This window comes from Priestia sp. 40 (assembly GCF_049368575.1).
Classification (GTDB): Bacteria; Bacillota; Bacilli; order Bacillales; family Bacillaceae_H; genus Priestia; species Priestia zanthoxyli.
Genome location: NZ_JBMPZA010000019.1, coordinates 25726 through 50421 on the forward strand (window position 1 = coordinate 25726; position 24696 = coordinate 50421).

General features: G+C 37.0%; 33 protein-coding genes. 20 read left to right on the top strand and 13 right to left on the bottom strand.

Annotated elements, in window-relative coordinates; all coding sequences use genetic code 11:
• Positions 1–184 precede the first annotated feature (184 nt).
• Positions 185–1777, top strand: a complete 1593-nt coding sequence (locus ACO1DI_RS21655; protein ID WP_014459840.1) for an APC family permease — start codon at positions 185–187, stop codon at positions 1775–1777.
• Between the two features lie 155 nt (positions 1778–1932).
• Positions 1933–2472: an SMI1/KNR4 family protein gene (locus ACO1DI_RS21660; protein WP_014459841.1), complete on the top strand. Its 540-nt coding sequence runs from the start codon at positions 1933–1935 to the stop codon at positions 2470–2472.
• A 42-nt stretch (positions 2473–2514) separates the two neighbouring features.
• On the opposite strand, the gene ACO1DI_RS21665 is transcribed toward ACO1DI_RS21660, so the two are convergent.
• A complete protein-coding gene (locus ACO1DI_RS21665) occupies positions 2515–3015 on the bottom strand; it encodes a GNAT family N-acetyltransferase (protein ID WP_014459842.1) in 501 nt (166 codons plus the stop codon).
• Positions 3016–3285: 270 nt separating this feature from the next.
• On the opposite strand from ACO1DI_RS21665, the gene ACO1DI_RS21670 reads away from it, so the two are divergent.
• Both ACO1DI_RS21670 and ACO1DI_RS21675 read left to right on the top strand, forming a co-directional pair.
• Positions 3286–4776: a sensor histidine kinase gene (locus ACO1DI_RS21670; protein ID WP_014459843.1), complete on the top strand. Its 1491-nt coding sequence runs from the start codon at positions 3286–3288 to the stop codon at positions 4774–4776.
• On the top strand, positions 4754–5437 hold the full coding sequence (locus ACO1DI_RS21675) for a response regulator transcription factor (RefSeq protein ID WP_013057296.1): 684 nt from the start codon (positions 4754–4756) through the stop codon (positions 5435–5437). Before ACO1DI_RS21670 ends, ACO1DI_RS21675 begins: the two co-directional genes overlap by 23 nt.
• A gap of 41 nt (positions 5438–5478) precedes the next feature.
• On the opposite strand, the gene ACO1DI_RS21680 is transcribed toward ACO1DI_RS21675, so the two are convergent.
• Both ACO1DI_RS21680 and ACO1DI_RS21685 read right to left on the bottom strand, forming a co-directional pair.
• Entirely contained in the window at positions 5479–7098 is a 1620-nt protein-coding gene (locus ACO1DI_RS21680; protein ID WP_108674749.1) for a SulP family inorganic anion transporter, read from the bottom strand.
• Between the two features lie 16 nt (positions 7099–7114).
• Positions 7115–7702, bottom strand: a complete 588-nt coding sequence (locus ACO1DI_RS21685) for a beta-class carbonic anhydrase (protein ID WP_013057294.1) — start codon at positions 7700–7702, stop codon at positions 7115–7117.
• Between the two features lie 249 nt (positions 7703–7951).
• Between ACO1DI_RS21685 and ACO1DI_RS21690 the strand changes: the two genes are divergently transcribed.
• From ACO1DI_RS21690 to ACO1DI_RS21705, 4 genes are all read left to right on the top strand, one after another.
• On the top strand, positions 7952–8614 hold the full coding sequence (locus tag ACO1DI_RS21690) for a hypothetical protein (RefSeq protein ID WP_115654087.1): 663 nt from the start codon (positions 7952–7954) through the stop codon (positions 8612–8614).
• A gap of 155 nt (positions 8615–8769) precedes the next feature.
• Entirely contained in the window at positions 8770–9216 is a 447-nt protein-coding gene (locus ACO1DI_RS21695; protein WP_042992102.1) for a MerR family transcriptional regulator, read from the top strand.
• Complete coding sequence (locus ACO1DI_RS21700) at positions 9186–10358, top strand: MFS transporter (RefSeq protein WP_014459848.1); 1173 nt, start codon at positions 9186–9188, stop codon at positions 10356–10358. Before ACO1DI_RS21695 ends, ACO1DI_RS21700 begins: the two co-directional genes overlap by 31 nt.
• 153 nt (positions 10359–10511) lie before the next feature.
• Positions 10512–10811 carry a TIGR04104 family putative zinc finger protein gene (locus ACO1DI_RS21705; RefSeq protein ID WP_028413131.1) on the top strand — a complete coding sequence of 100 codons (300 nt, stop codon included), beginning with the start codon at positions 10512–10514 and terminating at the stop codon, positions 10809–10811.
• A 33-nt stretch (positions 10812–10844) separates the two neighbouring features.
• Here ACO1DI_RS21705 and ACO1DI_RS21710 read toward each other — a convergent pair whose 3' ends face one another.
• The gene (locus tag ACO1DI_RS21710) at positions 10845–12044 is read right to left on the bottom strand and encodes a multidrug efflux MFS transporter (protein WP_028413132.1); all 1200 of its coding nucleotides are present in this window, start codon (positions 12042–12044) and stop codon (positions 10845–10847) included.
• Between the two features lie 367 nt (positions 12045–12411).
• Between ACO1DI_RS21710 and ACO1DI_RS21715 the strand changes: the two genes are divergently transcribed.
• The 7 genes from ACO1DI_RS21715 to ACO1DI_RS21745 all read left to right on the top strand — a co-directional run bounded on the left by ACO1DI_RS21715 (position 12412) and on the right by ACO1DI_RS21745 (position 16197).
• The gene (locus ACO1DI_RS21715; protein WP_140450944.1) at positions 12412–12618 is read left to right on the top strand and encodes an alanine:cation symporter family protein; all 207 of its coding nucleotides are present in this window, start codon (positions 12412–12414) and stop codon (positions 12616–12618) included.
• A gap of 178 nt (positions 12619–12796) precedes the next feature.
• Entirely contained in the window at positions 12797–13159 is a 363-nt protein-coding gene (locus ACO1DI_RS21720; protein ID WP_014459852.1) for a YidH family protein, read from the top strand.
• A gap of 282 nt (positions 13160–13441) precedes the next feature.
• A complete protein-coding gene (locus ACO1DI_RS21725; protein WP_014459853.1) occupies positions 13442–14272 on the top strand; it encodes a YihY/virulence factor BrkB family protein in 831 nt (276 codons plus the stop codon).
• A 147-nt stretch (positions 14273–14419) separates the two neighbouring features.
• Complete coding sequence (amaP, locus tag ACO1DI_RS21730; protein ID WP_014459854.1) at positions 14420–14962, top strand: alkaline shock response membrane anchor protein AmaP; 543 nt, start codon at positions 14420–14422, stop codon at positions 14960–14962.
• A gap of 15 nt (positions 14963–14977) precedes the next feature.
• Entirely contained in the window at positions 14978–15187 is a 210-nt protein-coding gene (locus ACO1DI_RS21735; protein ID WP_028413136.1) for a DUF2273 domain-containing protein, read from the top strand.
• Positions 15188–15214: 27 nt separating this feature from the next.
• Positions 15215–15655 carry an Asp23/Gls24 family envelope stress response protein gene (locus tag ACO1DI_RS21740; protein ID WP_028413137.1) on the top strand — a complete coding sequence of 147 codons (441 nt, stop codon included), beginning with the start codon at positions 15215–15217 and terminating at the stop codon, positions 15653–15655.
• Between the two features lie 83 nt (positions 15656–15738).
• Positions 15739–16197: a DUF523 domain-containing protein gene (locus ACO1DI_RS21745; protein ID WP_182421804.1), complete on the top strand. Its 459-nt coding sequence runs from the start codon at positions 15739–15741 to the stop codon at positions 16195–16197.
• A 6-nt stretch (positions 16198–16203) separates the two neighbouring features.
• Here the strand turns inward: ACO1DI_RS21745 and ACO1DI_RS21750 are convergent, their stop codons facing one another.
• From ACO1DI_RS21750 to ACO1DI_RS21760, 3 genes are all read right to left on the bottom strand, one after another.
• The gene (locus ACO1DI_RS21750) at positions 16204–16419 is read right to left on the bottom strand and encodes a hypothetical protein (RefSeq protein WP_244303185.1); all 216 of its coding nucleotides are present in this window, start codon (positions 16417–16419) and stop codon (positions 16204–16206) included.
• A gap of 123 nt (positions 16420–16542) precedes the next feature.
• Positions 16543–17712 (bottom strand): MFS transporter, encoded by a 1170-nt coding sequence (locus ACO1DI_RS21755; protein WP_115654082.1) that lies wholly within the window; start codon positions 17710–17712, stop codon positions 16543–16545.
• A 105-nt stretch (positions 17713–17817) separates the two neighbouring features.
• Positions 17818–18576, bottom strand: a complete 759-nt coding sequence (locus ACO1DI_RS21760) for a TrmB family transcriptional regulator (RefSeq protein ID WP_014459859.1) — start codon at positions 18574–18576, stop codon at positions 17818–17820.
• Positions 18577–18794: 218 nt separating this feature from the next.
• Between ACO1DI_RS21760 and ACO1DI_RS21765 the strand changes: the two genes are divergently transcribed.
• Positions 18795–19022 (top strand): hypothetical protein, encoded by a 228-nt coding sequence (locus tag ACO1DI_RS21765; protein ID WP_016764339.1) that lies wholly within the window; start codon positions 18795–18797, stop codon positions 19020–19022.
• Between the two features lie 32 nt (positions 19023–19054).
• Here ACO1DI_RS21765 and pssA read toward each other — a convergent pair whose 3' ends face one another.
• Positions 19055–19546 carry a CDP-diacylglycerol--serine O-phosphatidyltransferase gene (gene pssA, locus ACO1DI_RS21770; RefSeq protein WP_181903765.1) on the bottom strand — a complete coding sequence of 164 codons (492 nt, stop codon included), beginning with the start codon at positions 19544–19546 and terminating at the stop codon, positions 19055–19057.
• A 174-nt stretch (positions 19547–19720) separates the two neighbouring features.
• On the opposite strand from pssA, the gene ACO1DI_RS21775 reads away from it, so the two are divergent.
• The 3 genes from ACO1DI_RS21775 (at position 19721) to ACO1DI_RS21785 (ending at position 21225) form a co-directional block, all read left to right on the top strand.
• Complete coding sequence (locus ACO1DI_RS21775) at positions 19721–20128, top strand: MarR family winged helix-turn-helix transcriptional regulator (protein WP_028413141.1); 408 nt, start codon at positions 19721–19723, stop codon at positions 20126–20128.
• Positions 20121–20462, top strand: a complete 342-nt coding sequence (locus ACO1DI_RS21780) for a DUF3147 family protein (RefSeq protein WP_028413142.1) — start codon at positions 20121–20123, stop codon at positions 20460–20462. The genes ACO1DI_RS21775 and ACO1DI_RS21780 overlap by 8 nt, the downstream gene beginning before the upstream one ends.
• A 67-nt stretch (positions 20463–20529) precedes the next feature.
• On the top strand, positions 20530–21225 hold the full coding sequence (locus tag ACO1DI_RS21785; RefSeq protein ID WP_182421802.1) for an SAM-dependent methyltransferase: 696 nt from the start codon (positions 20530–20532) through the stop codon (positions 21223–21225).
• Positions 21226–21485: 260 nt separating this feature from the next.
• Here ACO1DI_RS21785 and ACO1DI_RS21790 read toward each other — a convergent pair whose 3' ends face one another.
• The 5 genes from ACO1DI_RS21790 to ACO1DI_RS21810 form a co-directional block, all read right to left on the bottom strand.
• Positions 21486–21956: a DUF4188 domain-containing protein gene (locus ACO1DI_RS21790; protein WP_423145605.1), complete on the bottom strand. Its 471-nt coding sequence runs from the start codon at positions 21954–21956 to the stop codon at positions 21486–21488.
• Entirely contained in the window at positions 21953–22507 is a 555-nt protein-coding gene (locus tag ACO1DI_RS21795) for a PadR family transcriptional regulator (protein ID WP_406866918.1), read from the bottom strand. Before ACO1DI_RS21795 ends, ACO1DI_RS21790 begins: the two co-directional genes overlap by 4 nt.
• 76 nt (positions 22508–22583) lie before the next feature.
• Positions 22584–22715 (bottom strand): hypothetical protein, encoded by a 132-nt coding sequence (locus ACO1DI_RS21800; RefSeq protein ID WP_013057274.1) that lies wholly within the window; start codon positions 22713–22715, stop codon positions 22584–22586.
• 92 nt (positions 22716–22807) lie between these two features.
• Complete coding sequence (locus ACO1DI_RS21805) at positions 22808–23704, bottom strand: hypothetical protein (RefSeq protein ID WP_423145606.1); 897 nt, start codon at positions 23702–23704, stop codon at positions 22808–22810.
• A gap of 147 nt (positions 23705–23851) precedes the next feature.
• Positions 23852–24334, bottom strand: coding sequence for an Hsp20/alpha crystallin family protein (locus ACO1DI_RS21810; protein WP_423145607.1), 483 nt, complete (start codon positions 24332–24334; stop codon positions 23852–23854).
• A gap of 70 nt (positions 24335–24404) precedes the next feature.
• Between ACO1DI_RS21810 and ACO1DI_RS21815 the strand changes: the two genes are divergently transcribed.
• The gene (locus tag ACO1DI_RS21815; RefSeq protein WP_014459872.1) at positions 24405–24644 is read left to right on the top strand and encodes a hypothetical protein; all 240 of its coding nucleotides are present in this window, start codon (positions 24405–24407) and stop codon (positions 24642–24644) included.
• Positions 24645–24696 lie beyond the last annotated feature (52 nt).

A 24696-nucleotide genomic window follows, 5' to 3' on the forward strand; every position in this document is an offset into this window, starting at 1 on the left:
TGTCTTGAACGCAAGAATCGTTTTTTAAAATTTTCTGTTAATTAATCTGCAGAAATAAAGAAAAGGGATTCAAAGTAATTTTGAATGGGTATAGTAATAAAAATTTTGACACATATTATCGAATATATATGAATGTTGTCAAAAAAACCAACAAAAGTGATGATTCATCCAAAGGAGGAAGCTTATGGAGAATAAAGGTCCGTTTAAAAAGACGATATCCCTATTAGATTTAACATTGATTGGATTAGGGGCTATTTTTGGCTCCGCTTGGCTGTTTGCCGTTAGTAATGTCGCTACGCAAGCAGGTCCTGCAGGAAGTTTTTCTTGGGTTATTGGTGGAGTTATTATTTTATTAATAGGCCTTGTATACGCTGAGCTAGGGGCTGCCTTGCCTCGTACAGGAGGAATTATTCGATATCCTGTTTATTCACACGGTCATCTTGTAGGCTATATGATTTCGTTTATTACGATCGTAGCTTACACTAGTTTAATCGCTATCGAAGTAACAGCAGTGAGACAGTATGTGGCCTACTGGTTTCCGGGTTTAACAAAATCTGGATCTGATTCACCGACGATATCTGGATGGATTCTACAATTTGTGTTGCTTTGCTTATTCTTTTTACTCAATTACTGGAGTGTAAAAGCATTTGCCAAATCGAATATTATTATTTCTATTTTTAAATATTTTGTACCGCTTACGGTAATCGTAACGCTGGCATTTTATTTTAAGTCAGGAAACTTTACGATGGGAGAGTTTGCTCCCGGGGGATTTGATGGTATACAGGCCGCCATTGCTACAGGCGGGGTTATGTTTGCTTACTTAGGCCTTCATCCGATTGTATCGGTAGCTGGAGAGGTGAAAAATCCTCAGCGTAATATCCCAATTGCTCTTGTGATTTGTATCATTCTAGCGGCACTTATTTATACCGCTCTACAAGTCTTATTTATCGGGGCCATTCCATCTGATATGATCACGGGCGGTTGGTCAGGCATTCAAGATAAATTTTCACTGCCGTTTAAAGACATCGCTGTTGTTCTTGGTCTTGGCTGGCTAGCAACACTTGTTATTTTAGACGCTATTTTATCACCGGGTGGTAACGGTAATATTTTTATGAATACAACCTCTAGACTTATCTATGCTTGGTCTCGTAACGGTACGTTATTTAAAACGTTTGCTCATGTGGATAAAAAAACAGGGATTCCACGATCATCTCTATGGCTTTCGTTAGGGCTTTCGATTTTTTGGACACTGCCATTTCCTTCGTGGAATGCACTCGTAAACGTATGCTCTGTTGCGCTTATTCTTTCTTACGCGATTGCACCAATTTCATCAGCGGCCTTTATGGTGAACGCAAAAGATTTGGAAAAGCCTTTTAAATTAAGAGGAATGAGTATAATTGGTCCATTATCCTTTATTTTTGCTTCCTTTATTGTGTACTGGTCAGGCTGGAAGACTATTTCATGGCTGTTAACTTCTCAATTGGTCATGTTTGTTATATATTTGATTTTTGCTAAATATGTGCCTAAAAACGAAGTAAGTCTTCGTCAGCAAATTAAGTCAACTTGGTGGTTAGTTGCTTATTATATCATCATGCTCTTCATTTCTTATATCGGTTCGTTCGGCGGAGGGAAAGGTTTGATCGATACGCCTGTAGACTTAATTATCATAGCCGTCGTATCTATTGGGATTTATTATTGGGCTAAATATACCGGTCTTCCAAAAGCGCTTATTGATTACGATCACCATCCTGAACAGGAAGAAAAAGCACCTGTATAACCTGTAAAGCAGCGATATTCGCTGCTTTTTTCTATGTTATTTGAACATGAATTTCTAAAGTTTGTCGTATAATTTAGTAGGAAAGAAGGAATTAGCACATTATTGTTTAATTAATGTAATGTAACCGTTTTAAATCCAACGCTTGGAGGAAGAGTATGATTGAAAAAATAATAAATTCACTTCGAAAGCGGCTGTGGGAAAACAATAATGTTATAGAAGTGTGTAAAAATGAAGGAGAAGTATACAGAACCACTTGTACTTTTTTTGATGGAGTAAGCAAGAACCAACTGAATGTTTTTGAAGAAGAAATGCATGTATCACTTCCTGAAGACTATAAGCAGTTTTTGCAGCTAACAAATGGGTGTAATTTGTTCATTGATGCTGACAAACAAATAACAGGGAATCTTTATAGCTTAGAAGATGTAAGAGAAACAACTTATAGAAGTCAGAGTCTCTATATGACAATTGGGTCTGTTGGAGAAGAAGAGATTATCATTGACTCCAAAAAATCAGCGCATCCTGCATATATAATAGTAAAAAAGCGGAACGCATCGTTTCAAGATGCACATGTATTACATATGAATTTTCAGAAATGGCTGGATTGTTTTATAGTGAGTCAAGGGAATTGTTTTTGGCACTGGAATGGGCTTTGTAATAAAGTTCATTCAACGGATAAAAAGACGACGGCTCAATAATATTATCTTCTAATAAATAAACGAGCACACTAGTGTGCTCGTTTATTTATTAGAAGGAAGACGTTCCCAACCGTATGCTTCGTCTTCAACTTTAGTTTCTCCAAATTGACTTGTGCGATTCAAGATTTTTTTGCCGCCTAATTTTTTATAAAACTGAACGGCTTTCTTATTTTTCTTCATAGCCCAAATAATCATAGACGTATAGTGCTGATCAGTAAATTCTTTTACTGAATGAAAAAACAGAAGATGACCAACTCCTTGGTTTTGCACTTCCTTGCAAACGTATAGCGCGTATATTTCAGCACCGGACAAATGAGGCTTACCTGCTGAAAAGCCGACAATCTTTTCTCGTTCATCGATAGCGAGCAAAATAAAATGAGAAGGCTCGGTAAGAAAAAAGGACCATTTTTCTGCACTTTGTTTATAAGACAAGCTGTTTAAATAAGCATCAGGTACTAACCCTTTGTATGTAATGCGCCAGCTGTCTACGTATAAACGGGCAACAGAAGGGATGTGAGAGGAAGTAGCTTTGATAATCTTCATTAAAAAGTCTCCTTTTTTAAAATATTAAGGCAGATAGTATAACTTTCAGCCTAAGAATATTATGAAAAATAGATCATAATTTTCCAGTAATTCATAAAATGGTAAAAAAGGTGGTGTTCATTCTCACTCTATCACGGTAAAGTGAGAATATACATTTGTTTTGTTGTTTTAATTTTTGCTATATGTATAATGTCTAACGATCTATTTGTTATTCACCTTTACTAGTCTATCAAATAGTTTTGTTAAAGCCAAAGGGGCATAGGGTAAGTCATGTCAATTCAGCTGCGTTTTGTTTTAACGTATATCAGTATTGTGTTTGTCTTTATTATTTTGCTTTTTTTATCGGGCTTTCTCATTTTCTTCTCTATTACTGGAGACGCCGATTTTGTAAGAAAACTGTACAGTCACTCCTATGAGTATAAATTGTTAACGCCAGAAGAAGAAAATGCATTCTTAGATTTAAAGTTATTGAGTGAAAAAAAACCAGAACAGCTGCTGCGGCCGGAGACGGTTAAAAAATATGAATTTGAAAATATTGATATTGTGATTCAAAAAAACACAGAGGTTGTATATGCTTCAGAATCCATTAAAGGAGAAAACCTTCGTAAATACTTGCCAAAGCATCAAAAAAGTAAAGGAAATCATTCGTATCAGCAGGACATGCTGCGCATAGGCAAGCAGTACTTTACATATATCAACCTTGATTTCCCTTTCTCAAATCAAGAAAAAGGAAGCATTTACGTTTTGCGAAAAATCAGCCCTTATGTAGGCATTATTAATCGAATTTTCCCTTTTTTAATCTTTCTACTATTAATTTTAGTGATTGTGATTATTGGATTTTTAAACTATCTTGTTTCAAGAAGCATTATTAAACCCATTCGTGAATTAAAAGAAGCGGCTGAAAAAATAAAACAAGGTGATCTTCACTTTGAGATCTCTGCTAATTCAAAGGATGAAATTGGCGAATTAACGCAAGCTTTTGAAGAAATGAGGCAAAAACTAAAATCTTCTGTTGAACTGCAAATTCAATATGAAGATAACAGAAAGCAGCTGCTTTCAAGTATTTCACACGATTTACGAACTCCTATTACTTCCATTGTAGGATATGTAGAAGGAATTCAAGATGGCGTAGCTAATACGCCAGATAAGCTTTCTAAATATTTGTTAACGATTTCAACGAAAGCAAAAGACATGAATGCGTTAATCGATGAGCTGTTTTTATTTTCTAAATTGGATTTGCATGAAATTCCATTTGTATTTAAAAAACTTAATCTTTCTGCTTTTATGAAAAGTTATGTGCAAGAGCTTCAGTTTGAAATGAGCGAACATGATATTGATGTTTTATTTTCCGATAATTCTCTAACCACACTGTATGCAAAAGCAGATGCTGAGCAGCTGCGAAGAGTTTTAATAAATTTAACAACCAACAGTATTAAATTTATGGATAAAGAAAGAAAAAGAATCGATATCGTTCTTTCCGCTACCGAAAGCGAACTCATTATTGAAGTGAAAGATAACGGCTCTGGTATTTCACCGGAAGCATTAGCGCATATTTTTGACCGGTTTTATCGGGCAGAACAGTCCCGCAATAGCAATACTGGAGGAAGTGGACTTGGACTAGCCATTGCAAAACAAATTGTTGAACGCCACGGGGGAGACATCTGGGCACTAAGTAAGCTTGGCGAAGGAACAAGTATTTTCTTTTCTTTGCAAAAAATGAATGAAAATGGTGATACACATGAAGAAGATATTGTTGATTGAAGATGAAGTAAGTATTGCTGAATTGCAAAGAGATTATTTAGAAATTAACGATTTTGAAATAGACGTTCAATATAGTGGTGATAAGGGATTAGAAAAAGCGTTAAATGAACATTTTGATTTGGTTATTTTGGATATTATGCTCCCTAAAGTGAGTGGATTTGAAGTGTGCAAGCAAATTCGAGCTGCAAAAGATATTCCAATCATTTTAGTTTCAGCTAAAAAAGAAGAAATCGATAAAATTAGAGGGCTCGGGCTAGGTGCAGATGACTATATTACCAAGCCATTCAGCCCTGGGGAGCTGGTCGCAAGAGTCAAAGCGCATTTAGCGAGATATGAAAGACTCTCTGATAAGCAGGAAAAGCGTATGATTCGTATTCATGGCTTAGCGATTGACACGCTGGCTAGAAGAGTATTTGTGAATGACAAAGAAGTGTTTTTTACAGCGAAGGAATTCGATTTGCTGAAGTTTATCGTTTCTCATCCAAATCAAGTATTAAGTAAAGAACATCTATTTGAAAAAATTTGGGGGTTTGATTCTTCAGGAGACATTTCAACCGTAACAGTTCACATTCGAAAACTAAGAGAAAAGTTAGAAGAAAACCCAGCAGATCCTCAGTACCTAGAAACGGTTTGGGGAGCGGGGTACCGGTTTAATATTTAAAAAAGAGATCCGAACGATTAATCGTTCGGATCTCTTTTTTATTACGTAGTAACGATTCTATGACGAGCTTTAATCTTACTGACGGGAGGTTCGGAGGAAAATATATTTTTTTCACCGATCTTATCGTATAGACCGGTTGACTTTAACATTTCTTTCGGCTGGTGCTGTAAGCCAGAAATAACGACTTGGCTATGCGAATCTTTCAACCGTTCGACCACCTTTGATAGTAAAGCTTCTCCAGATGTATCAATAAAGGATACTTGGCTCATTCGAAGCAATAAAACTTTCGGTTTCGCTTCGACGATGTTATCAAAAGAATCTTCCAGTACTTCAGCCGATCCAAAGAAAAGAGATCCTTGCATGGTATATTCCATCAACTCAGATTTGTTAGCGTTTTCAGATGTTTCCGCTAAAACCTTTGAAATCTTCAGTGATCCGCTCATTCGTTTCACGAACATGACAATAGCTAAAAGTAGACCCACGCCTACACCTGTTGTTAAATCGATTGAAACTGTTAATAAAAACGTAGCTACAAGTACAAATGAATCAGCTGACTTGGTTTTTAAAATATGCGCAAATTCTTTACGCTCACTCATATTCCAAGCCACAAACATTAAAATAGGTGCCATACTTGCCAGCGGAATGTTTGATGCATAAGGAGCCAGCATCACAAGGACCGATAAAACAACTAAGCCGTGTATGACTCCTGATAACGGAGAAGCCGCCCCGTTTTTAATATTGGTAGCTGTTCTGGCAATGGCACCAGTTGCTGGAATTCCGCCAAATAGAGAGGTAGCAATATTAGCAATTCCTTGACCGACAAGTTCTTTATTGCTATTATGCTTGGTTTTGGCCATATTATCAGCAACAACAGCCGATAGTAAAGATTCAATACCTCCAAGCATCGCGATTACGCAGGCAGCCGGAAATAGCATCACGATGTTATCCCATGTTAAATCTGGGAAGCTAAAAGATGGTAGTTTACTCGGAATGGCACCGTAAGTAGAGCCAATCGTTGCAACTTTTCCTGGGAACAGTGTAATGGCTACAAGTGTGGAGACAAGAAGACCTAGAAGGGCACCTGGAATTTTAGGTAAAAACTTTGGCGTTGTAATAACGATAGCTAAACAAATAGCGGCTATGATAACGCTGTAAATGTTAATCGTTGCAATTTTTCGTAGGATTTCAATCATATTTAAATGAAATTCCTCATGTTTTGCAATTCCTTTTAATCCTAAAAAATTAGCGATCTGACCTGAGAAAATAATAATCGCAATTCCTGCTGTAAATCCAATCGTCACAGGGCGCGGAATAAACTTTATAAATTTCCCTAGCTTAAATACTCCGAGAAGCGTAATCATAATTCCAGCCATAAAGCCGGCAATAATGAGGTTCTCATAACCATATTGCATGACAACTCCAAGCAGCACCGGAACAAATGCACCCGTTGGACCTGCAATTTGAAATTTCGATCCGCCTAATATTGAAACCATAATCCCTGCGATAATGGTTGTATAAATCCCATATTCAGGTCTTACACCAGAAGCGATGGCAAAGGCCATCGCTAAAGGAATAGCAACGACCCCAACAACCAAACCGGCGATAATGTCTTTTTGTAAATGCCCTGCTGAATAGCCTTGAAATCGGTTATCTTTTAGCATTCAATAGGATCCTCCTTCATGAGCTTACGGTTTCAGCTCGGTCTTGGGAATAGCCGTTTACAACGACGTCAAGTTTTCCTGTTGAAGGATGAATAACCATTCCAGAAACAAGCACGTCTTTTGGTAATAGAGGGTGATTTCGAATCATATCCACACTGTTTTCGACACTATCCTCTACACATTCAAACCCAGTCAGCCATGATTCTAAATCAATACCAGCATATTTTAGATTACGAATCTGTTCCGTGCTAATCCCTCTTTGTTCAGCAGAGGCTAAAATAGCTTCAGCTTTCATGCCCGTCATTCCACATTCATGATGACCGATGACACATACTTCATCAGCTTGCAAAGCGTAGACGGCAACTAATATACTTCTCATGACGCTGCCAAAGGGGTGGGATATAACAGCTCCGGCATTTTTCACTATTTTTGCATCTCCATTTTTTAGCCCCATGGCTTTAGGAAGTAATTCTAACAAACGTGTATCCATACAAGTTAAGATTACTATTTTTTTGTTAGGAAATTTAGATGTTTGAAAAGCCTCAAATTGATTATTTGTTACAAATTTTTCATTAAACTTTAAAACTTCAGATAGACAAGTCATTGTTTTCCTCCTGCGTTATTTATTTTTAACTTATTTTTTTAGTCTAAAGATAAAGTTTAAAAACGAACTAAATAAAATATTAAAATTTTCTTAAAATATTCAGAAAAAACTTATAAATAAATAGAAATTATATGCGTGAAATTATGTAAGCGTATTCTTTGTTTGTTTCCACGAAAAATAGGAATTATATGTTAAAATGGTACAAAGTTGGAATTTTTTAAAAGAATGGTAGAGAGGAGGAAGGCAAAAGTGAAGGCTCTTATAGCAATAGGCATTATTTTCTGTTGTTTAGTAGGGTGCAGTTCTAATGCCCAAGTCACCAACGACAAAGAAATGGGGGAAAATATTCAGGAATCATTTGCAAAAAAAGGTGTAAGCTCAGTGGATGTATCCAAGTTAAGTGATTTTAAATGGGAAAAAGGATATTTATTCACAAACAAAAGCAAGAAAGCCGACGTAGAAAGACTTGTAAACGCACCGATTAGTGAAGAGGTGATGAAAAAAATATCTTCTGCTAATCAAATGCTTGTGTTTGTACACGAAGGAGAAGTTGTCCGCTATGTAGAACTACCCCAAGATTTCATAGCACATGATAAAAACCAACTTGAATTTTCATTTTCTCATTCGGAACTAAAATTTAATAAAAACAGGGAGGGCAAGCCTATAAAAGTAGGAGATAAAACGTTAAGTTCAGAAGATTCCTTAACTGTAGAATCAATTATGAAACAAATTCAATGGAAAAAAGCTGATTACAGCGTCGCTCTTGACCCAGATGTACAGCTTACTTATGAGGGCGTCGTATACAATGTACGATTCACCTCCGAGAGTGCGGAACTTACTTCTAAAAAAAGAGGAGTGTACGGTAAAGTAACAGGAGAAACAGCACAGCAGCTATATGACATATTGATGTAACCTATTGATTTTTCAATAGGTTTTTTCGTGCACATATTTTTAAGATTTACATAAAATACCTTAATATTGTTGACATTAACGTTAACGTTAATCTATAATGAGTGTATAAGTAATTGACGTTAACGTTAATGTTAATGAAAGGTGAGGTGAAACATATGTATTTAATCGATGATGTGACGAAAATGACCGGTTTGACCAAGCGAGCTCTTCGGTATTATGAAGAGATTGGACTCATTTTACCCCCGCAGCGCACAAAAGGAAATGCAAGGATTTATTCCGAAGAAGAGGTAAAAGAACTAAAAAAAGTAGCAGAAGCAAAGGAAGTTCTCGGTTTTTCTTTACAGGAGCTACAGCAGTTTATGTCGCTCAAAAGAATGATTGAAGAAAGAAGTGAGCAGCAAGGGTTATCAGCGAAAGAGATAACGCAAATAGAAAATTTACTGGAAAATCAAATCAAGATGATTGAATTTAAAGTGGTTAAAATGCAGGCATTTAAAACAGAATTAAAAGAAATGCGAGAATCTGCTATGGAAATACATGAAAAAACAAAAACAAAAGGAGAGATGAAAGAGTGGAAGGACAGCATTCAAATAACCGATTAGGTCAAATTATTACGGTAGTAGCTACTTTTTTAGCATTTATGGGAATCGGGGTAGTAGATCCGATTTTACCGGAGATTGCTAAGCAAATTGGAGCTTCTCATTGGCAAGTTGAAATGTTATTTACTTCATATTTATTAATGATGGCTATCATGATGATTCCAGCAGGCATCTTAGCATCACGTGTAGGAGACAAGCGCTTGATGGTAACAGGCCTTATCATTGTGACAATTTTTGCAGCGCTATGCGGATTTTCTAACAATATTCCTCAGCTTTCTATTTTCCGAGCGGGATGGGGACTTGGTAATTCGTTTTTCTTTGCAACAGCTATGACGCTGCTTATTGCATTATCAGGTGAAGTGAAAAAAGCAGTAGGATTATATGAAGCTGCAATTGGTTTGGGAATGGCCGGAGGACCGCTTGTAGGAGGCGTGTTAGGAAACGCTTCTTGGAGATTGCCGTTTTTCGGTACAAGTGCTTTAATTTTTATCGCCTTTATTTTAGTATTAACGATTGTTAAACAGCCCACAAGCACTAAGCCTCGTAAAGCAGCGGGTTTTAAAGACATGGTAAAACTTTATAAATTAAAACCTTTTACTCAAGGCGCTGTATCAGGCATGCTTTATTACTATGGATTTTTTACAGTGTTAGCTTATACGCCGCTTATTCTATCGATCGGAGCTCTTCAAATTGGCTTTGTTTTCTTTGGATGGGGATTATGTCTAGCGTATGGCTCAGCGGTTTTAGCACATCAGTTAGAAAAAAGATATCAGCCAAAACAAGTGTTACATGTTAGCTTAATTGTTTTTTCGCTTATTTTAATTTGTTTATTTGCTTTTGATGCAACATGGTTGCGCATTGTTTTAATTATGGCAGCAGGTCTTGTATCAGGACTTAATAATGCATTATTTACGAGTCATGTAATGGAAGTATCTCCTTATGAACGAGGAATTACGTCTGGAGGATATAATTTCTTAAGATGGTTAGGCGCAGCGTTTGCTCCTTTACTATCAGGAGTTATAGGCAATGCCGTAGCGCCTCAAGCTCCTTTTCTTGTAGCAGCGATTCTTGGATTGCTAGCTTTTGTTATTATGGTTATAAAAGTAAAAACAACTTCTCAAACGAATGAAGCTGTATCTAAATAAACGTTGAAATAAAAGGCTTTTTCCTGTAAAAAGCCTTTTATTTTGTTTTATGTTATAATAGTAAAAACGTTTTTAATCATAAAAATGAAACTCTTTACCAACTTGTACGTATACTTTATATGTACATAAATTCTTTTTAGGAGCGTGATGCCCATGGCCACCTGTCAAAATTGTAATCATAAATGGAACTGGAGGACAACCTTTAAACAACTGTTAACATTTAGAAACGTTTTAGAATGCCCACACTGTGACAAACAACAGTATATCTCTGCAAAATCCCAAAAGCGATTATCAATCTACTCATTTGCACCCCTTATTATTTGGCTTATTCTCTCACTATTTGACTTTTCCTTTCCATCCATTGTTGTCGCGGAGCTTATTTTCTTCATAGCAGCGGTTATTATGATGCCACTTTCTTATGAAGTAAGCAGCGAAGAAGAACCCTTGTGGTAATAAAAAAACCTTCCGTTAAAACGGAAGGTTTTTTTATGCGGCTTTACCGTCTAGCTGTTGTCCGTGATGACGCTGATAATATACCCACCCAGCATTCAACAGTAGAAGAACACTCGTTGTTAAGAATACGTAAGGAATTCCTTTAGCTCCGGCAATTTGTCCGCCAATGACTGGACCGGCTAAATTCCCAAAGTATTGCGCTGTTTGATTATATCCAAACATTTTACCTGTAATCGAGTCCGGCACAATTTTCTTTAAATAAGAATTAATAGAAGGTAATAATCCTCCCATTGCAAAACCGAGTAAAAAACGCAGTAAGAATAGCTGCCAAGTACTATGCACAAAGGCCTGCAAGCCGCAAATAACCGCTACGATAAGCAAGCATATTTGAAGCACATTTTGAGGACCCACGCGATCGCTGACTTTGCCAAGTTTGGATGCAGCTAAAATATTTGAAATTCCTGTTGCCGCTACGACAAAGCCTGAAATAAGGGCAAGATGGTCGGTATGAGTAGACAGTTGTTTTACATACAGTGTAACAATTGGCTGAATAGCCATAACCGCAAGCTGCAGTAAAAAAGTTGTAACAAATACACCAATCACGGCCTTTGAATTCTTAAGAGAAAGTAACCCAATGTTAGACTCTTTCGTCGTTTTCGCCGTCTCTTTTTTGTCTTCTTGAATTAAATTTACAATTAAAAAAGACAAAAACATAAATGCGCCTGTTACGAAAAAGACGTGACGCAATCCAATTGTATCTCCTAAGTAGCCGCCTACTAGCGGTCCTAATAAAGATCCTGATACAGCCCCTGTAGACAACGTCCCTAATGCTTTACCGCTGTGCTCTTTAGGTGTTTGAGTCGCTACTAACGTAATGGCTGCAGAGATGAAGCCGGAAACGGCCCCCATTAAAAAGCGCAGCCCGACAAGCTGATAGACATTTTGCACAAAACCAATAGAAGTCATAACAATTGCCATACCCAAGCTTGCGCGAAGGAGCATAAGCTTTCGCCCGTATTTATCGGCCAAACTCCCCCATAAAGGAGAAACAATAGCCGCCATTAAAAAGGTAGCTCCAAACGCAATACCAGCCCATCTGCTGATGGAGCTTGTATCGTGAACTCCCAGCTTTTCAATATAAAGCGGTAAAAACGGAATAACTAAACTCATCCCGGCTGTGGTGCAAAAAGAACCGAACCAGCAAATGTACAAGTTTCGTTTCCATAATTCCATTCTATTTCCTTCTTTCGTTGTGCCACATAGCGTAAAAACAACAAAAGAGCGAAACCATACGGCCTGCTCTTTTAGCATACATGCAGCATCTTTTTATCAGTTTAAATTATACCATATATCAGAAATATTTAAAAATAAAATAATTCACTTAGTGAACTATTAACGTGAAATGAAAATAGAAGGATGTCTGTGTTTACGCTCCGCTTAGAACATAAAGTGACCCTTAGTTCACTCATTACCTTATGCTGTAACGTTAGGGAATATGTAAAGAACTTATGCTTCACTGAAAAATGCGTCAGATAATCTGTCCAAAATATACGTTATATCCACACAGTATTATATTGCGGAAACGAACTTAGCTTACGTAATGAAAGGCAAACAAAATAAAATAGTATCGATGGTCCTTAAGGCAGCTCTTTTAGCTAAGCCTGCTTTAATAACCTTAAAAGATTATCGCGAGCAGAGAAAACAAGGGATAGATCCCGTCTTTTCTCCTGGGAAATTAGGAATTCAAAACGCTGATTATTGGGACGAGGAATATCAGCATAATCAAGATAAAGAAAATGTTTCATAAACTAAAAAAAGCCAACTGGGGTTGGCTTTTTTTAGTTTGTGAAGAAGCTCTTTCGACCGCTTGAAAATGGTAATGATTCGTTCTTTTCGGGTATAATGTGGCGTGAAGCGTCCTCAGTTTATTTTCGTTTGAGCATTTATTTATAATAGAAGACATATAAAAGGACGGTGGTATGTGCATGACTAAAAAAGAAAATGAATCCATTTATATTCAGCAGCATTTAGCAAATGAACGAACGTATTTAGCGTGGATTCGAACGTCTATTGCTACACTTGGCATTGGTTTTGTTGCAGGTGGTTTGCATTTTAATTCGGGGGAAAATTTAAGTGAAGCAGCCGATACTCTTATTATTGCTGTTATCATCTTTTCTTTAGCTGCAAGTGCAGGGTTGCTTCTTTTCTCAACTTATCATTATTTTTCAACCCGCAAAAAAATTAACAGCCAAACGTATCAATCATCTCACGCTTTGGTTATTTTTGTTTCAATGATTATGCTGATGCTGATCGGCGCTCTTATGTTTTACTTTTTTAACATAGCGTAAAAAAGTTTAAGATATAAGAAAAAAGGGAATTCAGTCCCAAAGAATTTACGGTTTTATAAAAGAAAAAGAAGATCTATTAATATGGTGGTAATGGCAGAGGTAATGATAATAATATCTTCTTTTACAAACCGGCTGTGTGATTTTACAGGTTAAATTCTTTGTTAACCGCGGATAATGGAAAAGGACAGCTTTATAAGCCGAAAATTATCCAATACATGTTGAACATAAAAATTGAATATGAATTTCACTACACGGTGAAGCGAAAGTAAAGGAGAACGCTGTATGATTCAAACATCTAAGACCGTTGCCGCTCGTTTTTTTACGGAGCGTTTCTTTGATCAGGCTGCTCAAACAGCCTACTATTTTTTGTTATCTTTTGTACCGTTTATTATTTTTCTTTTTTCACTGCTGAGTTTCTTTCCAATTGACACAAACAATTTGCTCGTCTTTATTGAACCATTTACCCCTAAAAGCGCCTACGACGTAATTGAAAGATCAATTGAAACAGTTAACAATAGTGGGAAAAAAGTTTTGTCTTTTAGTTTATTAGCAACTTTTTGGCTCGCATCTATGGCTATACAATCTTTGGTTCGCTCGTTAAATGATGCGTATCATATACAAAGAAAACAAACGTTTTTGCGCGGTTTAATCAATGATTTAATTTTGACCTTTGGCTTTATGGTTGTGGTAGCTATTTCATTGTTTGTGCCAATTATTGAAGAAGTCATTCGACATTTGGTGTTAACAAAAGTTCATGTTCCTGATATCTGGTTTCAAAGCTGGACGACGATTAGATGGGGAATCGGGACATTGTTTTTACTGGGCTTTTTTATTCTTTTTTACAAACTGATGCCAAGTGCAAGAGTAACGTGGAAAGATGTACTTCCAGGAGCTGTTTTCTCCACGCTAGGATGGCAAGTTGTATCTACCGGATTTGGATACTATGTCCAGTTTGGAAGCTACTCGCAAATCTATGGTCAGCTTGGAAGTATTATTATTCTAATGGTTTGGTTTTATTTAACGGCCGCTATTTTATTAATTGGCGGTTTAATAAACGGTAATAAGTTCATCAAAGCTCACAAGACAACGTATAGAGACGCGGAAAATGACTAGGGAAACCTAGTCGTTTTTTTTATATTCAGTTTTACAGTTAAAAGGTTTATTAAAAAAATATCGCGGGTAAGTATTGAATATCTCGTTGCCTTTCCTATACACATAACCAAAAAGCAGTAGGAGTTCACGTTGAGATGAGGTGGAAAATTGAATAATTTTAATCGGTTTTTAATCGCAGTTATTGGAATTGCAGGACTGATTTGTTCCGGTATGTTAGCATTGATGGTTTATAAGGTTCCTCACCTTTCGAACTGGGTAGAAAAGTGGCAGCATCAGGAGTGGTTTTACTACACAATATTGTCAATAAGCGCATTTTTAGCTGTTATTTTTATTATTTTTCTTTTAACAGGCATATTTAGCAGGCCGCCTAAAAAGAATTTAGCAATTGTAACAGGCGAAGGCAAAATAACCATTTCTAAAGCCACGATTGAATCTACAGCTTTGCGAGCAATTAGAAGCTTTCAGGGAATACGCTCTCCTGAAGTCCAAGCATCTATTCATTCTCGTAAAGAAAGAGTTAGTCTATATATTAACTGTTCGCTGTTTGGACGAGATGGACTACCAACACTAGGAAAAGAGATGCAGCTTGAAACAAAACGTGCCGTAGAGGCTTTACTTGAGCTTCCCGTTCACTCCGTCCGCATCGATTTAACAGATACACAAACGCGAAAGAAAGAGCGTGTTGTGTGATGAAGGAGGGACATAATGGGTACTCCAGATAAATTGATTCCATACCGTGGCCGAGTACTTGGTATTCTGGCAGGTTTAGTGTTGGCAATTTTGCTATTAACAATTGGTTTTGGCCCCACGCTATTAATCGTAGCTTTTATGGGAATTGGTTATGTGATTGGTAAGTGGCGAGACGGTCATTTAGACATAAACGCTTGGGTAGGATTCTTTACTAGAGGAAGATAGAAAATCACTTTAAGGGAGATGTTCGTTATGGCAGTTAATGAAACAAATACAGCAGTAAAATCTCAGGAAAATACACATCAAAATACCTTAACATTTGAAGATCAAGTTATTAAAAAGATTGCTGGAATGGCAGCTAATGAAATTAAAGGGATTTTATCTATGAGCGGCGGATTTATGAGCGGGTTAACAGATCGCTTCCGCAGCACGGAAGATATCACAAAAGGGATTAACGCTGAAGTTGGAGAAAAACAAGTGGCCCTTGATTTAAAAGTAATTGTAGAATACGGAAAAAACGTTCCAGCTATTTTCTCTGAAACTGTTCATAACGTGAAAAAATCCGTTCATGATATGACAGGCTTAGAAGTAGTAGAAGTAAATATGCACGTAGAGGACGTAATGACTCGCTCTGAATTTGAAGCGAAAACGGATCGAGACAAAGAGCAAGAGGCAAAGCGTGATCTCGAATAGAATATAAAAGGTAAACACTTCCATTCATCATGTATTCTTTGTATGATGAATGAGAAGTGTTTTTTTATGGGAGGGATAATTCTGTGATTTTGGTTAGTTCCTGTTTAGCAGGTCAAGCTTGCAGATATAACGGAAGCAGTGCCTTAGTTAAGGAAATTGAAGCGCTCATTGAAAGTAAAGAAGCGGTGATGATGTGCCCGGAACTGTTAGGTGGATTTCACACGCCTAGAGAACCGGCAGAAATTATAAAAGGAACGGGAATAGACGTAATAAACGGAAATGCGCGAGTTATTGAACGATCGGGAAAAGACGTGACAGACATATACATAGACGGGGCCTATAAGGCACTGAACATCGCAAAAGAGATAAAAGCTACTGTTATTGTACTAAAAGAAAGCAGTCCTTCCTGTGGAAGTGAACATATTTATAACGGAGCATTTTCAGGTGTTAAAATAGCGGGTGAAGGGGTAACGGCTGCGTTGTTAAGGAAGCATGGCTTTACCGTTATGTCCGAATCTCAATTTGCAGCTAAAATGTATTAAGAACAATCATAATGAAAAGAGGATGGGACAGAACGAAATGAATCCAATCCAAAGACAAACAATTTGGATGCATGATCTGGACTGCTTGCTCGACCGCTGTTGATTTCCGTGCAAGGCTTCGCTTTCCCCGGGCGGGCGATGAGCCTCCTCGTCGCTTCGCTCCTGCGGGGTCTCATCTGTTTCGCTGTTCCCGCAGGAGTCTTCACCTTGCCCTCCAACCAACAGCTATAAGTACCTGCGTTCACCGTGATTATAAAAAAACACGAACTATTTATCCATTTTTAATAGATAGTTCGTGTTTCACTTTTATGAAATTATTTTTATCCAATCTCTTTTTGTAAAAGCTTATTTACTGTGAAGCGTATCTGCTGTGCTTTCTGTTCGTGTTACCGCATAAAGAGAGCAGAAAAGACCAAGCAATACAAAAATAGACCCGACCCAGCCGTTATAAATAACAGAGTATTGATTAACGACAATTCCTCCAACATAGGAGCCAATCGCAATTCCTACGTGTGAAATCGCTGCATTAGTGCTGATTAAAATGTCCGAAGTGTCACGTGCACTATGAATAATTAAATTGCTTTGAGCCGGTGAGACCGCCCAGCTGAGCGCACTCCAAATAATCATAAGAAGCAAGAACACAACGAATGGCAAATGAACGCCAAAAGGCATAGCAATCATGCTAACAAAAAAGAGAGCAATCATGGTGATAACAGATGAAGAAGGGTTCCATTTGTCCGAAACGGCTCCTCCAAGTCCTCCTCCTGCCACGGCAGCAAGACCGAAAATACCATAAATAATGGTCACCATCGTTGTATTTAATCCTAGCGTTTCTTGTAAAAATGGTGTGAAGTACGCATAAAGCGTTAAATGGCCTGCAAGTACAAGTAATGTTGCTAGGTGAATAGCGAGCATTTTTTTATTGCGTAAAGCTTTTACCTGAGTTTTTAACGGTACAATTGGAGCAGGAGCTAGACGCTCCATTGTGAACCAAACGGTAATCATAATAATGGCAGTTAAGATCGCAATCATAACAAATACTTGACGCCAGCCAAGCGCATTTCCAATCAAAATACCAAGAGGAATACCCAAAACAAGTGAGCCGCTGATTCCCATAAACACAACGCCAATTGCTCTGCCTTGATATTCAGGCTTTACCATTCTAGAAGCCATTGTGGTAGATAGGACAATAATAAAAGAGCCGCTCGCAGCAGCGAGGATACGCCCGATTAATAGCATATAATAACCTGAACTGTAGGCTGAAAATACATTGCTCAATAAGAAAATAAATAATGTCCACATATAAACTTTTTTACGCTCTATCTTAGCCGTCACATTTAGTAAAATCGGCGCAGACAAAGCATAAACAAACGAATAAATAGAGATTAAATAACCTGCTTTTGCTAGTGATACATGAAATGCATCGGCAATTAAGTCTAAGATGCCTCCTAGAATTAATTCGACCGTTCCAACAACAAAGGAAGCAATCGCAAGTATGTAAACTTTTTTATTCATCAAAAAACCCCCTTTTTTAAAAAGTTACAACTAGAATAGTAACCTTTTTTAGAGGGGATTTCAATAGGTAATATTAAAAAGGTTACTAATGAATTAGTAACCTTTTTAATATCGCAGGCGAGTAAGCAGCTCCATGATCTCAGAATCTTGAAGAAGCTGCTCTTGATATTTCTTTGTAATATGGGTAAGTGCAACGTCATGGTAAAAGAAATCAGCAAAAACTTTTACAAGCGGCTGCGACATGGTTTTTATTGCTTTCCATGTCTCATGTTCAATGCCGGCAAATAAAAGGTAAGCATCGTCAACAATAATCAACTGCGACGGCTCAAGGTTTTTATGATCATCTATTGGATTTAATGTATGTAAATGTTTGAGGGCAGTCTGCAAGTTTCCTATGGTTAAGACCTCGACGTTTACGCCTTGTTTCTCTTTTTCTTCTAGCAATGAGCGGTAATGTTCTAACTCATCATTCCAAGCGGATAAAATAATAGAAGATTCCGCTTCGTGAATCAATTGTTCGATGTGAGCAGAAATAGAGGATTTATCTTTTAAACTCCAAACATAATCATCCGTAAACGTTTTTTTAATTTTATATGTTTTTAATTCATTAATGTCATTTTCAAAATCAGCAGTAAGTTTTTGAATGACGGTTTGAAGGGCTACTGCTGAATAAAGTTTCTTTTTGCCGGACAATGTATTTACTACAATGCCTTTATCAATTAAACGATTAAGTACTTCATAAATCTTTGCTTTTGGAACGTGCGAATACGTGACAATCGAACTAGCATCCAGCGGACCTTCATTCGCAAGCAACGCTTCATATACTTGACTTTCATACTGTGAAAAACCAAATTTTTGCAGCATAATTCTCTATTCATCATCCTTTCTTTTTTTTAGTATATCACGGTTTGTAAAAGTATTACTAATTGTAATTATATCTTATTAAACTATGTTCTAAATAATTAACAAAAATAAAAAATAGGCTATTAAAGAGTCTTTACTACGATAAAACTATTTTTAATCATATGCTTTCCATACTAAAACACTCATCATCGGGTAAAGAAAAGAAAGAGGTGAAAAAAATGAAGAAAAATGAAAAACTACTGTTGAAAAAAATGAACATAAAACAGCAAAGAGAAGTTGCTGCTCAGCTTGAAGACGTACTGGATTCCTTACTGTCTCTTGAAGAAAAATTATGCTCAGCACCTGATAATAGCGAGTGGCTTTCTTTACAAGCTCAGCTTGAAAAAAGAGAACATGAACTGAAATTCAAGCATAAAATGCTGTGCGAAGAATGGACAGCGCTATAAAAGACAGGCATTTTGTCTGTCTTTTATGGCATCTAAATTTTCATGACCCGGATAGGACTCACCATCAAAATGGCTAAAATAATCATAAGATAAGGATTCACATAATAAAACATGCCAAGCAGTGCGATAATTAGAGCTGGAAAAGGAATAGGCAGACCTATAAAGTAACCTACGGTTGGATTTGCACTAAATTTAGCTAACCTTAATGCGCCCATGCTTGGATAAATCATAAAAGCGAGTACGGTTAGCCAAGAGTGGGGAGAAAGAGTATGAAATAGCATTGCAGGCGCTACGCCAAAGCTTATAATATCAGCCAAAGAATCTAGCTCTACACCAAACTCACTGTTAACTTTTAGCTTTCTCGCAATTTTGCCGTCAAATAAATCGAAAAAAGCGGCTAGAAAAATAAAAAGAGCAGCTAAGCGTTCGTAGCTGTTCATATTAAAAGCTATGGAAAATACGCCGCTTAGCAAATTTCCAATCGTAAAGAGATTCGGAACCCATTTTAACAGTCGAAGCATCAATGTCATACAACCGCCTTTCACAGTGTGTACGATTAGTGTAACTGTTAAATCGCATTATTATGTGAGATACAAGATAAAAAGAAGGTAGTATTGAAAAATTGCTTTCGTTTCTGTAATATATATATATCGTATAATACGATAATAACTAAAAATACGATATAAAGGAGCAGGATCATGAAAGTAGAGGAGTTAAACAGCTATTGGACGTCTATTTATTATCATTTGCACTATACGCATCAAGAGAAAATTACGCACCAAACCATACGTCTTTTACAGCATATCGACAAATCATCTTCGGTTGGAATAAGAGAAATCGCAGATTATTTAACTATTTCACATAATACGGCATCTGAACATGTAAAGAGAAGCATCGAGAAAGGATATGTGTATAAAAATAGAGATATACAGGATGAAAGAAAAGTAATTCTGCATTTAACAGAAGCAGGAAAAGACATCTTAAAACGGAATTCAAGCTTGGATGAAGAAAAACTATCAGCTATTTTACGCGAAATGACAGCATCTGAAAAACAGCTGATTCAACAGGCTTTTCAGTTATTGAGCGAGCGTGCAGAACATGTATAGTATCATCAAAATTTTAATGTCGGCTCTTATTATTGCAGGGGTAACAGAAATGGCCAAAAGATTTCCGACATACGGTGGAATTGTGGCTGCCCTTCCAATTGTGAGCTTACTAAGTATTATATGGTTATCAGTGCAAGGAGAAAAAAAGGAAGTGGTCAGTCAGTTTACACTAGGCGTTCTGTATGGACTGCCAGGCACTATTTTACTACTTGCTATCGTCTATATTTGCTTAAAAAACTCTCTTCATTTGTTTATGAGTTTATCGATAGGAGTTATGTGTTGGGGCCTGTTTTTAGGCCTTCAAAAAATAGTGATTAAACTAATTAATACATAAACTATTGGAATTTAATTCAATTTTCTGTAAAATGAAAGTCTAAGTAAAAGATAGGAGCTGAGTAGAGTTGAGTGTAGCGGAGAAAAAGTTAGGAATTGACCGAGTTGTTTTTATCGGCAGAACGTTTGAAGAGTATAGAGCTATGTTTAATTTGAATGAAAAGTATTTAAAAGGAAAAAAAGTGTTAGATTGTGCTAGCGGGGCCTGTTCTTTTACTGCTCATGCCTTGCAGCAAGGTACGGAGGCTACTAGCTGTGATATTGCCTATAAATTTACGGCAGAAGAGCTTGAAAAGAAAGGAAGCCTGGATTTAATTCATACGATGAATCAAATGCAGCACGTACAGGAACAGTATGTGTGGAAGTATTTTTCGTCTATTGATGATTTAACTGAACATCGAAAAGGAGCATTAAAAGATTGTATTGCTCATATGAAAAAGAACCCCGAAGCCTATCAGTACGGAGCGCTTCCTAATTTGCCGTTTCAAAAGAACGAGTTTGATTTAACGCTTTGTGCAAACTTTTTATTTATGTACAGTGACAGGTTAGATTATACGTTTCATTTAGAGACTTTAAAAGAACTGATACGCGTTACAAAAGAGGAAGTACGTTTGTTTCCTTTAACGAATTTAAGCGGCAAGATTTCTACCTATTTGCCGCAGCTGTTAGAAGAGATTGCGCCTCTAGTAAAAGGAACAGAAATAGCAGACGTCCCGTATGAATTTCAAAAAGGTGCCAATCAAATGCTGAAAATATATGTATAACAAATGTATAACAAATGTAATGAAGAGGCTGGGACAAAAGTATTTTAGCCGAAGTGAAAAACGAACCCTTGATCAACATGTTTGATCAAGGGTTCGTTTTTTTTTCTTTTGTTAGGGTGAACGTATGTTTCATCTGTGTCATTCATTTTAGCAGTTGATTGGAATCTTCGCCTTGCATGGAAATCAACTGCGGCGTCACAAGCGGTTCAGCCCATGTATCCCATTTGTTCGTCTTTAGATTGGATTCATTTTGTCATGTCTCAACCTTTTTTGACGGTCAAACGTTTTTTGGCAGTTTGAGTATGCTTCGTTATGGTTTCAGATCCAAGGGCTTTAGCTAAACCGAACGAAGGCATATTCACATATACTGATTCATAATTTCCTGCAGGAATGACATACGTTTCATGATAAATGCCCACTGCATTCGCTTTTGAAGCCTGTTTATAAAAAGAATTCCAAGCTTTTAAGTGCTGAGGGCCTTTGGCATAGGAGGTCAATTGATCAACTGACTCCCAGTATTGAATCAGGGTGATGGTTCGTAAATTAAAAGATCCTTGCAAAGATAAAAATCCAAGGTTTTTGTTTGCATACAATTCGCGAATCATAGGAGGCATTGCTTTAAATACAGGGAACCATTTGTGTACGGCTGTCCATTTGTTAATGCGCATTCCTATAACAAAGACGACCAAATCCTTACCGGGCTTAGCCATCATACGATTGGAATGAATCATAAATTATGCGCCTCCTCATCATATAATTTATTAATCGTATCTTTGCACCATTCTATCGAAGCACACGTTGTTCGTTTACCGTAGTCTAGGGTAATAAGCCAATACGTTCTGTCGGGAGAAGGGCTGTTAGAAATGCTGTCTTCAATTCCGCAATACATTTGATAACGTTCAGTTAGTTTCTGCTGAGCGTTTTTTAACTGGGAAATTGTGAGCTGCTTCTCTTGCTGACTACTAAAAAAGAGTTTTAACAAAATTTCATTTCTTTCTGAAGGGAGCTGTTTAATAGGTTCACGCAGCCAATTTTGCAGAACTTCTTTTCCTTTAGTTGTTATGACATACTCTTTTTTATCCGGTTTATCAGTTTGAGCAACGGAATTGACCGTTGCTAGTTCATCATTCACAAGCTTTTGTAAAGTGGGGTAAATTTGGCCATAACTGATTTTCCAAAAATGATTTAAACTTCGATCCATTAACTGCTTAATTTCATAACCAGTTCTGCATTCCGTGGTAAGCAGTCCTAAAATTGCATATGTTGTTTGATTTTCCTTCATTTATTTTTCTCACCTATATCTTTTTGATATATATATTACCATAAACAGGATAATATTCAATAAAAAAACGCGAGAGTTATGCACTCTCGCGTCTAAAAAAAGGTTTGTATTGCTGAACCATCATTTGCGAAGCAGCAATAAATAAAAAGATAAAGCCTCCACACATTAGCAACATGACAGCACCTATTCTCCATAAAAGCTTTGGCATCAGCATATCTCCTTTTTTGAAGTTATTACCTATAGTGTAAAGAATAGCTTGCAAAAATTCTAGTCATAACTAGATATAATTTTATAACTTTTTTAGACTGACTCTTCCTTTGGATCATCTTCATCAAAAATAGGAACTTCTGTACACGCTTCTTCTTTTTCGAAAGCGGAAGAAGAATTCTCTTTATCCTCTTGTGCAGGCTTCGTTTTGTCTGAAGAAATATCTGATTTAGCGTTTTTTAACTCTTCCATATCTTTTTGGATTTGGTCCGTGAAATCCTTTGGTATAGCTCCACTTCCGTATGTAGCTCCGATGTTTAAAGCACCGCCGAGCTCCTTAATGCCAACTTGGCCAATATTGTTGTTTTGTTCGTACTTATCAAGAAAAAATTTATCAATATGAATAGGCGGGGGAGCATTTTCTAAAAGTGCCGCTTTTTGATGAATCAATTTTACTTCTTCTTGAAGGGAAGACGTTCGTTTTAGCATGTCCACCTGTACTTCAGTTAAAAGCGACATACTTCGCTCTAATGCTGAAACTCTTTCATCTAGTTCGGTCATTTTTTCGAGATAAGGAGCCATTTTTTTCTCTACAGATTGTTCTACTAAGCTAGCTATATCCAGATAAGGCACAGCTTCTTTCTTTTTATCGCGAGGGTTTTGCGTGGAGATGATTTGTTCCAATTGCGCTACTTTTTCTTTTAAAAAATGAAGCTGCCTAGCAGTCTCTTGCATGTCTTTTGTATATGATTGTTCAGTATCTTTGTGAGCACTTCTTTGTGAAGATGAAGAATCGTTGGAAAGTGCTGGCTGAGACTCCAGCTTTTTTTTGAGCATTATGAGAGAACCCATTTGCGGTTCGAGTTTTAAAAAACGGTTCATGTGAACTTCAAGCGTGTTAATACGCTTGATTTGATGTTTGAAGTCCGCTAGCTCAGTTTGAAGATGTTGGTTAGTCTGTTTGGGGTTAAAAAATCCTTTCATAGACATTTCGCTTCTCCTCATCTTGGGCTTATTTCCTCTGTAATCACAGTTAGATAAATACATATTGATTCAGTTTGGGAGTTAATATTAAATTTTTTGCATTTATAAATGCTTATGTGCAGCATTACGTTTCATTCGTAAAACTACTAAACCTTATTCAATATGAATACGCTCTTCTTGAAAAAACTGCCTGTGATAAGAAAGAATAAGCAGTCCATTTTCAAATTTTGCACGTAGATGATGCGCATCTGTAGGCTCAGGCAATTCGATAATTCGGTTAAAATCTCCAGAAGGTCGTTCTTGTACAACAGGTTGCCCTGTAATGAAAGGGTGGGGCGAGCCTTTTAATAGAAGCCGGCTGCCTGAAACAGAAACGTGCAAGTTTTCTTTTAGATAACCAGGCAGGTCAGCGATAACAATGATTTCGTGAGGAGTAACATAAATATCGACAGGCGGAAAATTACTTTTAGGAGCTTGAGGAGCCTGAGGAGCCTGATAAGAATCCGGAGCGTTCATATCCATATTTTCTTTCATAAAGTCGTTAAAAGCAGTCTGATCAAAGACACCGTTCCAAAAGTCATTTGTTTGATATTTTTTAGCAAATTTCATCCACTGCATAAGTTTATCAAAGTCCATATGGTTTCCTCCTTACCACACATCATAAAAAGATGGAATTTGAATATAGTTTGAAAAGGGGGTGGTTTAAATGGCAGGTGCATCTATAAATATTAATATTTTAATGCTAAAGATAAATTCCTTTGAAAATGCGTCTGCGGTAAATATCGGACAGAATTTACTAGCAGACTGGAATAATTCAGATAAAAAAACACAGGGGTTTGGGCAAAATTTCGGTGATGATAGCGGCTTTATAGGAACGAGAAGCTGTGTTGATGATCGAGATCAAATTGATAGCCCATCGTCCTTTCAAAAAGTGCCCATTTTATAGAAAAAGCCTAATAAATATAGCCAGTTCAGACGCAGGTTATATTTATTAGGCT

What these genes read in the sequence shown, in the direction of transcription:
- ACO1DI_RS21655 (WP_014459840.1), top strand. Translation starts at nt 185, where the DNA reads ATGGAGAATAAAGGTCCGTTTAAAAAGACGATATCCCTATTAGATTTA.
- ACO1DI_RS21660 (WP_014459841.1), top strand. Translation starts at nt 1,933, where the DNA reads ATGATTGAAAAAATAATAAATTCACTTCGAAAGCGGCTGTGGGAAAAC.
- ACO1DI_RS21665 (WP_014459842.1), bottom strand. Translation starts at nt 3,015, where the DNA reads ATGAAGATTATCAAAGCTACTTCCTCTCACATCCCTTCTGTTGCCCGT.
- ACO1DI_RS21670 (WP_014459843.1), top strand. Translation starts at nt 3,286, where the DNA reads ATGTCAATTCAGCTGCGTTTTGTTTTAACGTATATCAGTATTGTGTTT.
- ACO1DI_RS21675 (WP_013057296.1), top strand. Translation starts at nt 4,754, where the DNA reads ATGAAGAAGATATTGTTGATTGAAGATGAAGTAAGTATTGCTGAATTG.
- ACO1DI_RS21680 (WP_108674749.1), bottom strand. Translation starts at nt 7,098, where the DNA reads ATGCTAAAAGATAACCGATTTCAAGGCTATTCAGCAGGGCATTTACAA.
- ACO1DI_RS21685 (WP_013057294.1), bottom strand. Translation starts at nt 7,702, where the DNA reads ATGACTTGTCTATCTGAAGTTTTAAAGTTTAATGAAAAATTTGTAACA.
- ACO1DI_RS21695 (WP_042992102.1), top strand. Translation starts at nt 8,770, where the DNA reads ATGTATTTAATCGATGATGTGACGAAAATGACCGGTTTGACCAAGCGA.
- ACO1DI_RS21705 (WP_028413131.1), top strand. Translation starts at nt 10,512, where the DNA reads ATGGCCACCTGTCAAAATTGTAATCATAAATGGAACTGGAGGACAACC.
- ACO1DI_RS21710 (WP_028413132.1), bottom strand. Translation starts at nt 12,044, where the DNA reads ATGGAATTATGGAAACGAAACTTGTACATTTGCTGGTTCGGTTCTTTT.
- ACO1DI_RS21715 (WP_140450944.1), top strand. Translation starts at nt 12,412, where the DNA reads ATGAAAGGCAAACAAAATAAAATAGTATCGATGGTCCTTAAGGCAGCT.
- ACO1DI_RS21720 (WP_014459852.1), top strand. Translation starts at nt 12,797, where the DNA reads ATGACTAAAAAAGAAAATGAATCCATTTATATTCAGCAGCATTTAGCA.
- ACO1DI_RS21725 (WP_014459853.1), top strand. Translation starts at nt 13,442, where the DNA reads ATGATTCAAACATCTAAGACCGTTGCCGCTCGTTTTTTTACGGAGCGT.
- ACO1DI_RS21735 (WP_028413136.1), top strand. Translation starts at nt 14,978, where the DNA reads ATGGGTACTCCAGATAAATTGATTCCATACCGTGGCCGAGTACTTGGT.
- ACO1DI_RS21740 (WP_028413137.1), top strand. Translation starts at nt 15,215, where the DNA reads ATGGCAGTTAATGAAACAAATACAGCAGTAAAATCTCAGGAAAATACA.
- ACO1DI_RS21755 (WP_115654082.1), bottom strand. Translation starts at nt 17,712, where the DNA reads ATGAATAAAAAAGTTTACATACTTGCGATTGCTTCCTTTGTTGTTGGA.
- ACO1DI_RS21760 (WP_014459859.1), bottom strand. Translation starts at nt 18,576, where the DNA reads ATGCTGCAAAAATTTGGTTTTTCACAGTATGAAAGTCAAGTATATGAA.
- ACO1DI_RS21765 (WP_016764339.1), top strand. Translation starts at nt 18,795, where the DNA reads ATGAAGAAAAATGAAAAACTACTGTTGAAAAAAATGAACATAAAACAG.
- ACO1DI_RS21775 (WP_028413141.1), top strand. Translation starts at nt 19,721, where the DNA reads ATGAAAGTAGAGGAGTTAAACAGCTATTGGACGTCTATTTATTATCAT.
- ACO1DI_RS21780 (WP_028413142.1), top strand. Translation starts at nt 20,121, where the DNA reads ATGTATAGTATCATCAAAATTTTAATGTCGGCTCTTATTATTGCAGGG.
- ACO1DI_RS21790 (WP_423145605.1), bottom strand. Translation starts at nt 21,956, where the DNA reads ATGATTCATTCCAATCGTATGATGGCTAAGCCCGGTAAGGATTTGGTC.
- ACO1DI_RS21795 (WP_406866918.1), bottom strand. Translation starts at nt 22,507, where the DNA reads ATGAAGGAAAATCAAACAACATATGCAATTTTAGGACTGCTTACCACG.
- ACO1DI_RS21800 (WP_013057274.1), bottom strand. Translation starts at nt 22,715, where the DNA reads ATGCCAAAGCTTTTATGGAGAATAGGTGCTGTCATGTTGCTAATGTGT.
- ACO1DI_RS21805 (WP_423145606.1), bottom strand. Translation starts at nt 23,704, where the DNA reads ATGTCTATGAAAGGATTTTTTAACCCCAAACAGACTAACCAACATCTT.
- ACO1DI_RS21810 (WP_423145607.1), bottom strand. Translation starts at nt 24,334, where the DNA reads ATGGACTTTGATAAACTTATGCAGTGGATGAAATTTGCTAAAAAATAT.
- ACO1DI_RS21815 (WP_014459872.1), top strand. Translation starts at nt 24,405, where the DNA reads ATGGCAGGTGCATCTATAAATATTAATATTTTAATGCTAAAGATAAAT.